The 8,495-nt window shown below is 40.2% G+C and carries 9 protein-coding genes; 5 read left to right on the top strand and 4 right to left on the bottom strand.

The annotated features are described in order from the left end of the window. Positions 1 to 38: 38 nt before the first annotated feature. The 4 genes from ABE613_RS14225 to ABE613_RS14240 form a co-directional block, all read right to left on the bottom strand. Positions 39 to 695, bottom strand: a complete 657-nt coding sequence (locus tag ABE613_RS14225; RefSeq protein ID WP_347376724.1) for a sigma factor-like helix-turn-helix DNA-binding protein — start codon at positions 693 to 695, stop codon at positions 39 to 41. A gap of 394 nt (positions 696 to 1,089) precedes the next feature. Next, the gene (locus ABE613_RS14230; RefSeq protein WP_347376725.1) at positions 1,090 to 1,338 is read right to left on the bottom strand and encodes a hypothetical protein; all 249 of its coding nucleotides are present in this window, start codon (positions 1,336 to 1,338) and stop codon (positions 1,090 to 1,092) included. Positions 1,339 to 1,568: 230 nt separating this feature from the next. Beyond that, positions 1,569 to 1,985, bottom strand: a complete 417-nt coding sequence (locus ABE613_RS14235) for a hypothetical protein (RefSeq protein WP_347376726.1) — start codon at positions 1,983 to 1,985, stop codon at positions 1,569 to 1,571. Between the two features lie 15 nt (positions 1,986 to 2,000). After that, positions 2,001 to 3,272, bottom strand: a complete 1,272-nt coding sequence (locus tag ABE613_RS14240) for a Y-family DNA polymerase (RefSeq protein WP_347376727.1) — start codon at positions 3,270 to 3,272, stop codon at positions 2,001 to 2,003. Positions 3,273 to 3,611: 339 nt separating this feature from the next. Between ABE613_RS14240 and ABE613_RS14245 the strand changes: the two genes are divergently transcribed. The 5 genes from ABE613_RS14245 (at position 3,612) to ABE613_RS14265 (ending at position 8,148) form a co-directional block, all read left to right on the top strand. Continuing rightward, positions 3,612 to 4,022: a helix-turn-helix domain-containing protein gene (locus ABE613_RS14245; protein WP_297872897.1), complete on the top strand. Its 411-nt coding sequence runs from the start codon at positions 3,612 to 3,614 to the stop codon at positions 4,020 to 4,022. A gap of 94 nt (positions 4,023 to 4,116) precedes the next feature. Continuing rightward, positions 4,117 to 4,632, top strand: a complete 516-nt coding sequence (locus ABE613_RS14250; protein ID WP_441049936.1) for an ImmA/IrrE family metallo-endopeptidase — start codon at positions 4,117 to 4,119, stop codon at positions 4,630 to 4,632. Between the two features lie 78 nt (positions 4,633 to 4,710). Next, positions 4,711 to 5,547, top strand: a complete 837-nt coding sequence (locus ABE613_RS14255) for a hypothetical protein (RefSeq protein WP_347376729.1) — start codon at positions 4,711 to 4,713, stop codon at positions 5,545 to 5,547. 17 nt (positions 5,548 to 5,564) lie between these two features. Beyond that, entirely contained in the window at positions 5,565 to 6,593 is a 1,029-nt protein-coding gene (locus ABE613_RS14260; protein WP_347376730.1) for a hypothetical protein, read from the top strand. 16 nt (positions 6,594 to 6,609) lie between these two features. Further along, on the top strand, positions 6,610 to 8,148 hold the full coding sequence (locus ABE613_RS14265) for a hypothetical protein (protein WP_347376731.1): 1,539 nt from the start codon (positions 6,610 to 6,612) through the stop codon (positions 8,146 to 8,148). Positions 8,149 to 8,495: the final 347 nt, after the last annotated feature.

Genomic DNA, 8,495 nt, shown 5'->3' on the forward strand with positions numbered 1-8,495 from the left:
CAAATTTCATAAGCCGCTTATACAACACGGATTGGACATTATTTTTTATTTCTTTTTCTTTTTACATCACTTGGATTGATGTTCAAATAATTACGGATAACCACCAGAGCCCTCTGGATCAGACCACTGGCTGCCTGTTGGGAAATTTCAAGATTCTCTGCAATTTCAGCCTGTGAGATGCCCTCACAGTAATAGGCAGTTACTGCATACATCTGACGTTCATTTAGAAGCTCTGCAAATTCTCGAAGCATCTCGTGCCAAAGAATCTCATCCGTCATTTCAGGCATACTAAGAGCCTTGTGGCTAAAGAAATCATGATTCTCTGCATCAATGGAAATCACGTTATGATTCGACAAAATTCTTTTTCGACTTGCTTCCACACGATCCATTCCGATCATCAGAGGCAGGATATACCAGTTCTCATTTTCGAAAAATTCTTCTCCGAAAATATTTTCTTTTTCATCCAATAAGCCATAATCATATCCCTTGCAAGAATGTAAACGGAAAATCGTTTTATGTTTATCCTCTTCAAATAAAACATAACCATTATCAAACACACTGATTTCAACACCGGTATCTACCATTTCCTTTACGACAATCTTAGCTCCAGAATTCAATAGTTCTGTCTTCCCCAAAACTGAACCATTCTTATCTGCTACAGGAACTCGTTTCTTTAATTCTTTTAATGTCATCATATGGACCACCTTTCTGCCTTTCGGCTACGGGTGATCCAGTCTGCTTATTTGGAATATAAAAATTGGTAGCAGAAACAGTCCCGAACCAACCCGTTTTTTTTTAAACGGGAGTGCGAGACTCCTCAGCTACCTGTAAGAAAGATCATAAATCCCTCTATACCTATCCAAATCCTCAAGGACCCTTATACAACATGGTTTTGGGAAAAAATAAAAAACCCGACAAAACAAATGCTTTTGACACAACAGAATCGAATACGATTCCATAAATCAAATACAAATGTTTTGCCGGGCTCTTAGTGATTCCAGTCAGGTTCAGCTCCTTGACAAACTCTTGATATCCGGTGCAGTCTTGATGGTTCCGGCCAAATTCACCGCCATTCCGGGTATCTCATTTTTATTCATCATTTTTTGTTTTCTTTCCAGAAGTGTTCATCAACTTTCTGGAATATATAGCCATCCTTTCTCTCAGCTTTTCATCCCGGATGACCAAAGGACGAACAGATACAATATCATCTTTCACTAAAACTTCTAATGTGCTTTTACATTTTTTGCAATCCACTTCCGAATCGCTTTGAGCACTCTTTTCTAAAAATGCTCCACAAACAGAGCAGTGAACATGCCACTTAACATTACCTGATCCCATAGGCTTCCTCCTTAAGCAATAACATTGATCTAACATTTATTACTCAACGGATCCAAGGGAAATAAAAATCCGCCTTATGAGCATCATGACTGTTCATTCCGTAAGCGCCAAAGCTGCGCGAACAATCATGATATACATATCCAAACTGGCTTTGACAATCTGGGTTTCCATCTCTGTTTCCTATCGGCTACCACTCACCGCTGGTTTCCCGGAGACTTCCACTTTATTCGTTAACAAGGTTGTTCTAATGCTTCAAAGACATTTCCAGATAACTCTGTAATCTCTGAAACAGGTATTTCTATATCCCCAATCCTAAGATAGATCTGAGGATCAAAGAATTCCACCATTCCTTCTATGCTACAGTGTTTTCCTTTTCCGGGGAATTCTGAACTCTCTACAAAATAAACTGCCTGAACTTTCATTCCTTTGGAAAGGATCCTCAATTTGCTATCCAGCTCATTTTTCTTTTCCTCAGACAACTCCTTTTTTGGTTCATATAGTATTTCTTTTTTTCTGACAGTTTCTTCAAATCCCCGGAGTGCAGCAAAGGGTGCAAACTGTTTTGCCCTGTGACCAACTTCCATCTTCCTTCGGTTTGAAACTGGTCTTGGCATATAAATTAATTCTGCATACGCACTCGCCAACATGATAGAAACACCTCCTTATGCTCGATGTCCGCCAATCTGATTATTGCGTTCTCGATAAGTAGAACACTCAAGCAGATTCGCTCCCCTCATAATTGCATTTTTACCATATCTCTTTTTTACGTCTAAGATTGCCCGCTGTAAGCTCTTTTCCTTTTCAATCGCAATCGGATCTGTGAATATATCGTACTGCAGATAGCCTTCCGGTGTGACCCGGTTCGCACATATTTCTATTCTACGGATCCCGGTATGCCGATCTGCAATCTGACGATACAGTTTTTCCACCTCATCCATGATAGAATTAGAGCTATTTGTTGGCGATGTCAACTTCACAGTCCCGTGAGAAGAGGGTTTTTCATATCTGTGATCATATGCGATCCACAGCGTGACAGAACTTGTGATCAGACCTTTTGCTACCAGATCCAACACCAGAACGTCTGTCATTTCCCTCACAACAACCGCTGCTTCCTCATAAGAATAATTCCTCATAAGCACCTGACCGTTTGATAAACTGTGTTCTTCTGTATGATAATTCTTAATATCATGCATACCACAGGCTTCAAATCCCCAGGCATGGTCGATCAGCAGTTCAGCATCAATCCCAAACATCTTATAGAGCCAGTCCTCTGATGTAACAGATGCATAAGCAATATCGCCCATCGTATGGATCCCATATCCAGCAAGTTTTCTCTCGGTTCTGGAACCAATCCTCCAGAAATCGCTGAGGGGACGATGATCCCAAAGTTTTTGTCTGTAAGATATCTCGTCCAAAATGCCAATGTGATCATCCACATGCTTCGCAACAATATCCATTGCGACCTTTGCCAGATAAAGATTGGTACCGATTCCTGCAGTCGCAGTAATTCCGGTTTCTTTCATAACAGCATCCATAAGTTCCACAGCCATTTCTTTTGCCGACATATCATAAAGAGAAAGATAGTCCGTCACATCCATGAAACACTCATCAATGCTATATACATGAATATCTTCTTTTGACAGATAACGAAGATAAATACTGTAGATTTTAGCAGAATAATCAATGTATAACTGCATCCTTGGCATGGCAGTGATATATTCAATCCCTACAGGGATCTCATGAATACGGCATCTGTTCTTTACTCCAAGCTTTTTCATGGCGGGCGTGATTGCTAAGCAGATCGTAGACTGTGATCTGGTAGGATCGGCAACAACAAGATTCGTTGTAAAAGGATCCAGATCTCTTTCTACACACTCCACAGAGGCATAGAAGGATTTCAGATCGATACAGATATATGACTTCTGACGTTCCATTCTTTTCACCTCTTCCATATGGAAATATCCATATACTTTTTAAATTGCCTATATGTACAAAATCTTTTCGTGGCATACAAGACATTTTTCTACTGATTCATATCTCAAATCCAGTATATATCAGTCCTTATATGCAATTTACATGCATTTTCCATTGACATCATAGGAAAGATTCGCTATATTATAGGCAAGTAGTTGCGCATCTGTTGTGATTCACATTATATGCAACAACTTGCTTGTTGTCAATAGTTAAGTTGCGTGTTTTAGGAAATAACTTTCCTGCTTTTGCTCCGGGATAAGTGAGAGACACCTAAAAACGCTTAGAAATGAGGTATTGTTATGACATTCGGTGAAAAGGTAAAATCCTTAAGAACAACGAAAAATATGAGTCAAGCCCAACTGGCTCAGGAACTAGGTGTAGCATTGAGAACGGTAAGTGGATGGGAAAATCAGAATCGTTATCCTAAGAAACATGATTTATATCAGAAACTCTCAGATATACTTGGCTGTGATATTTCTTATCTCATGTCAGAGGAAGAGTCCTTTATCACAGAAGCGGCAGAGCAGTTTGGATCCAGAGGTGCAAAACAGGCACAGCAGATCTTAGAGCAGGCTGCAGCTATGTTTGCCGGTGGAGAATTATCCGATGAAGATAAAACTGCATTTATGGACGAAATCCAGATGCTTTATCTGGATTCTAAAATGCGGGCAAAGAAATATACACCGAAGAAATATCTCAAGGACGAATAACAGGTGTCCTAATTATGGTACATCCTTTCGAGTATATTATAGATGCGGGATACTATCCGCTGCTTGAGATAACTAATCTTTTGGGGTGATTTATTTGGGAAATAATTATATTTATACAGAAGTGGGAAAACTGATCAAACGATTTAAGACCAGAGACCCTTTTGAACTTCTCGACTGCATGAACATTGTAGTCGGGGAAACATCGAATTTTAAGAAATTAAAAGGCTACTGCTTTATGAGTTGCCAGACCATTTATGTCATGATAAACAGTTTCCTTCCCGATGAAGAAAAGCGAATCGTGGCAGCACATGAACTTGGGCATATCATCCTGCACAGGAAACAACTAAAACTGGCTCCCATGAAAGATGATGTGCTCTATACCATGACCAACTCAACAGAGTACGAAGCCAATTTGTTTGCTGCAGATCTTCTCGTAGAAGATGAAGATGTGGCAGAAATGTCGAAAAATGAAGATTTGGATTACTTTGGGTTCTGCAGTAATCTGAATGTCAGTCCGGATCTCATGAGTTTCAAGCTGTATAGCCTTATGAAACGCGGACATGCGTATCATATGCCAATGGATATACAGAGCAATTTCTTGGCGAAATAATACAATAGTTCAAAGAAACCGATAAAAACCTTAATGCACAGATTGGCGAGCATAAAGCATAGAGAAAAGAGGGATAAGATGTACGATATTGAAAAGGCAAAACAATACGCTTGGGAACAGTCTGATTGGATTGCTCACAGCAATGGATACTATCTGATAAAAGATTGTGTTTTCTTCTATCACAAGGGAACCGTGATTTTTGACCCTTGGAATGATGTGGACGGAAACGCTATTGACGATCCTTTCTCCTTCTATGGCAAGGACAAGATGGACGAGTTTTGCAGACGGATTCTTGCGAAAAAAGAATGTTCCACTCCGTCCAGTATGGTTTCTGTCGATAGCAAGATTCTGGACTTTTTGAAGATGCTCTACTTTGGTGTAACGGATAACCCCTTTGAAGCAGCCAGCAGGAGCGCATATACGGATATGTGCAGAACGATTCGATTTAATGGCAAGAATGGGGACATGTTGAGAAAAGCGGTAGATTCACTTTTGGAAGAAAGAATCCCTGAGCTTGTTGCCGTGAATGATGCTGAGGATTTTACAAAATGGCACCAATCCATTTGCGAAGAAATTGTTTCGATGTATGAGTCAGAAGGAATCGAGTTTTATATTGGACAAGCGCAAAAATGGGTTAATATGACTTTGAAATACTTGTATGTGTTGGTTCCTGATGTTGTAGAACCGTTTTACCGTTTTTTACATATTCCGCTGGACAACTACATCATCGACATTGCGAAGAAACAATATGGCATCCCTTCTCTCCACTGCGCATGGAGCAGAATATCAGATTATCAGGATTATCTTGATTATGAGGAAATGCTGATGGAAGTGATTGATGAGGTACCTTTGGATTGGGAGTTTGCAAAATGGGTTGAATCGGCTCGCAAGCAGAAAGTCGAGAAAGGCAGATAGTTTTCAGGAGGTGTACTATGCAGATACATTACTTTCAGCGATATCATTCAAAAGAGAATGTGGATACATCCAACACCATGTTGATGCTTTCCCGTTTATATAATTACAATGCGGATAAATTCTTCTCTATGTTGAATAGCCTTATTCTCGGAGAGGATGAAAGTCCTGAAATTACATTTGACTTGCAGGTTGCCGGTGACGAAAGCGTTCCGGATGCTGTAATTAGCCAAAAGAGCTTTAAGATCGTTGTCGAGACAAAACTCTATAATCAGTTCGATAAGCAGCAGCTTGTAAATCATCTGGATCAGTTTGGTGCAGAGGACATCAAAGTTCTGCTGACTATCGATCCCAGACCAATGAAGCAACAGTTATTTGATGAAATGACCGTTGAACTGAAAAAGTATAACACCAAAAACATGGAGCGCCTGATCCACCCGATTAAGCACGTTAATTTGACTTTTGAACAGCTTGTGGAAGCAATGGAAGATATTATTGATGACAGAGACACGGAGATTATTTCTGTGCTGGATGATTTCAAAAAATATTGTTTTGATGAAAAGCTGATACCAGATGGTCATAAGTGGATGCGAGCGATTGTGGCAGGAACAACGTTCCAGGACAACATGGATTTGAATTTATATTACGATCAGGAATCCCGAAAATTTTCAGAGCATGGATATATTGGACTCTACAAAGATAAGAGCATCCGTGCGGTCGGCAAGCTGAAAAAGACCATTATTGCGGTTGAAGCTGAGGGAAATATGACATACCGGGCGGAAACCGGCGAAGCGCCAACGCCGCATGAGATTTGCCGCATTAACGAAGCAATACACCGTGCAGAGGACTACGGCTATAACCTACGCACAATCAGTCACAGATACTTTATGGTTGAAAAGTTCTATCCGATTGACTTTAGAAAAAGCAGTAAAAATCCCATTCAGAAAAGCAAGTTCTTTAACCTTGCGGATATGTTTAGGTACAAAACGATGCCGGATACCGAAAAGATTGCAGCTGATCTAAACGGCAGAACTTGGGAGGAGTTTTAAAAAGGAGGTGACTGCAATGGAATATTTGAAGCAAGTCCATGATTTCGCCACAAAATGGATTGATAAATTCAGAGATCAAAAAATCAACTATATAGAGCTTGTAGATCACTACATGGCTGATGATTGTGAAGCTCTTGGGTTTCAAATGGATTGTTGTCACGCTTTTTCAGAGAAGTACGGGAATGCTGCGAGCAAATACGATGAATTGAATCGAGTGATTGACGAGATAACAGACATCCGTTTGCTTGGATCTGCAATTTACTCACAATGGCGATACTTCAACCACTGGGTGTATGATGCCGCTTCTATTTTGGCGTTCGAAAATCGCTCTTGGTTTATTTTGGCATTGAGTCGCCTTGCGGTGCTTTCCGGTGAGAATCCTTTTATTTTCCCCGGTGAGTTGAAGAAAATTCGTATTGTTTCGAATCGTCTTGGCTATGGTCCATGCCCGGAACCGGATGAAGAAGTCGAGCAACTCATTTCTATCAATTCTGCAGGACGGGTATGGTTTTCGGCGTATGTGTTTGGACAGCGACGTGATGGGCATTATGAAAAGTCCAGAACAAAAAATCTGAAAGTTGATAAAGCTGTTGCGGAAAGAATTATGTCCGCATTTTCAGCATATTTCAGCAACGAATATACAGAGGTATTTGCAACAGATATCGGTGACTGGAATATGGAGCTTACAAATACGGAGGGCAAGACCTATAAATTTCGTGGTTCCTTGTGTTCCGAGTTTGTAGTTCAAGGCGTTGACCTTTCAGATTTACTCCGTCAAAGTTTGGATATGCCTGATTTGTATGTTTTTGATGGGAATAACAAGCCAGACATTGTGAATCGGATTGAAGTGTCCTATCACCGCATCACAAAGATAAAACCGAAGGAACCGATCTCGGAGCATACGGAATATGCCGTTTGGGATTATACAGAATCCTTGATTATAGACAGAAACAGCGAAAGTATTGAACACATCCAGAATATCGGCACAGGTTGTTCTGTCACTCGCAGGTACAAAGTAGAAGGCGGTATTGAGAGCCTGCTCGATGATTTGGACATAGACACTCTGTTTGAACATATTGAAGGAAATCCACCTGATGTAGTTGAAAATCCACTTGAAAGCAAAGACTACACCATCAAGGTGGTCACAAAAAAGGGTGTTGAAAAAGTAATCCGGGGAACCTACGATAAGAAAGGTTTACCGGATGACTGGGCTGAGTTCATGGAGTCGGTGTTTGATTTCATGACCTTCTACGGTTGGGGCGAAATTATGAACCCATCCGTCTACGGAAAGGTGCGGCGGTGTGGCAACGACATCATCTATTGCAGCGTAACCTTTGACGAAGGATACAAAAACTATTATTACATAGCAGATGACGACTCAATCGAAATAGGTGATTTCGTAATTGTTCCTGCCGGTAAAGACAACCACGAATCTGTTGTTGAAGTGGTGAAGAAAGAATATTTTGCGGCGGACGAAGTGCCACTGCCGATGAAAAAGACAAAGCATATTATCCGGAAATGTACGGAAGATGACTTTGATTTACCAAAAGAATGATGCAAATCGGAATTTGGCGGTGAGATAAATGAATTATATTAGACAATGATTTTTTATACTGCAGATAGGCTTGCAGAGGTGGATAATAAAAACTATATACAATTACGTAACAATGTGTTAGTATGATTAACAGAAAAAAGAAAGGCACATGAAGTGAAAGGTGAGGAGATGTATAACAGATAATTTGGTTTGAGCAAGACATATATGATTTAAGCCCTGTGGTAAACAGGCTTGTTTTTGTGTACGCTTGAATTAGATTATCGCAAGAGATTTTCCTTTGTTTTCATTTGTGAGAATATATAAAGGTTTATTTGGCGGGTCTTTTTGTGTATGCAAAAAAGGCTCGT

Origin of the sequence: Dorea chungnamensis (genome assembly GCF_039832125.1) — a bacterium.
Lineage (GTDB): Bacteria > Bacillota > Clostridia > Lachnospirales > Lachnospiraceae > JAFBIX01.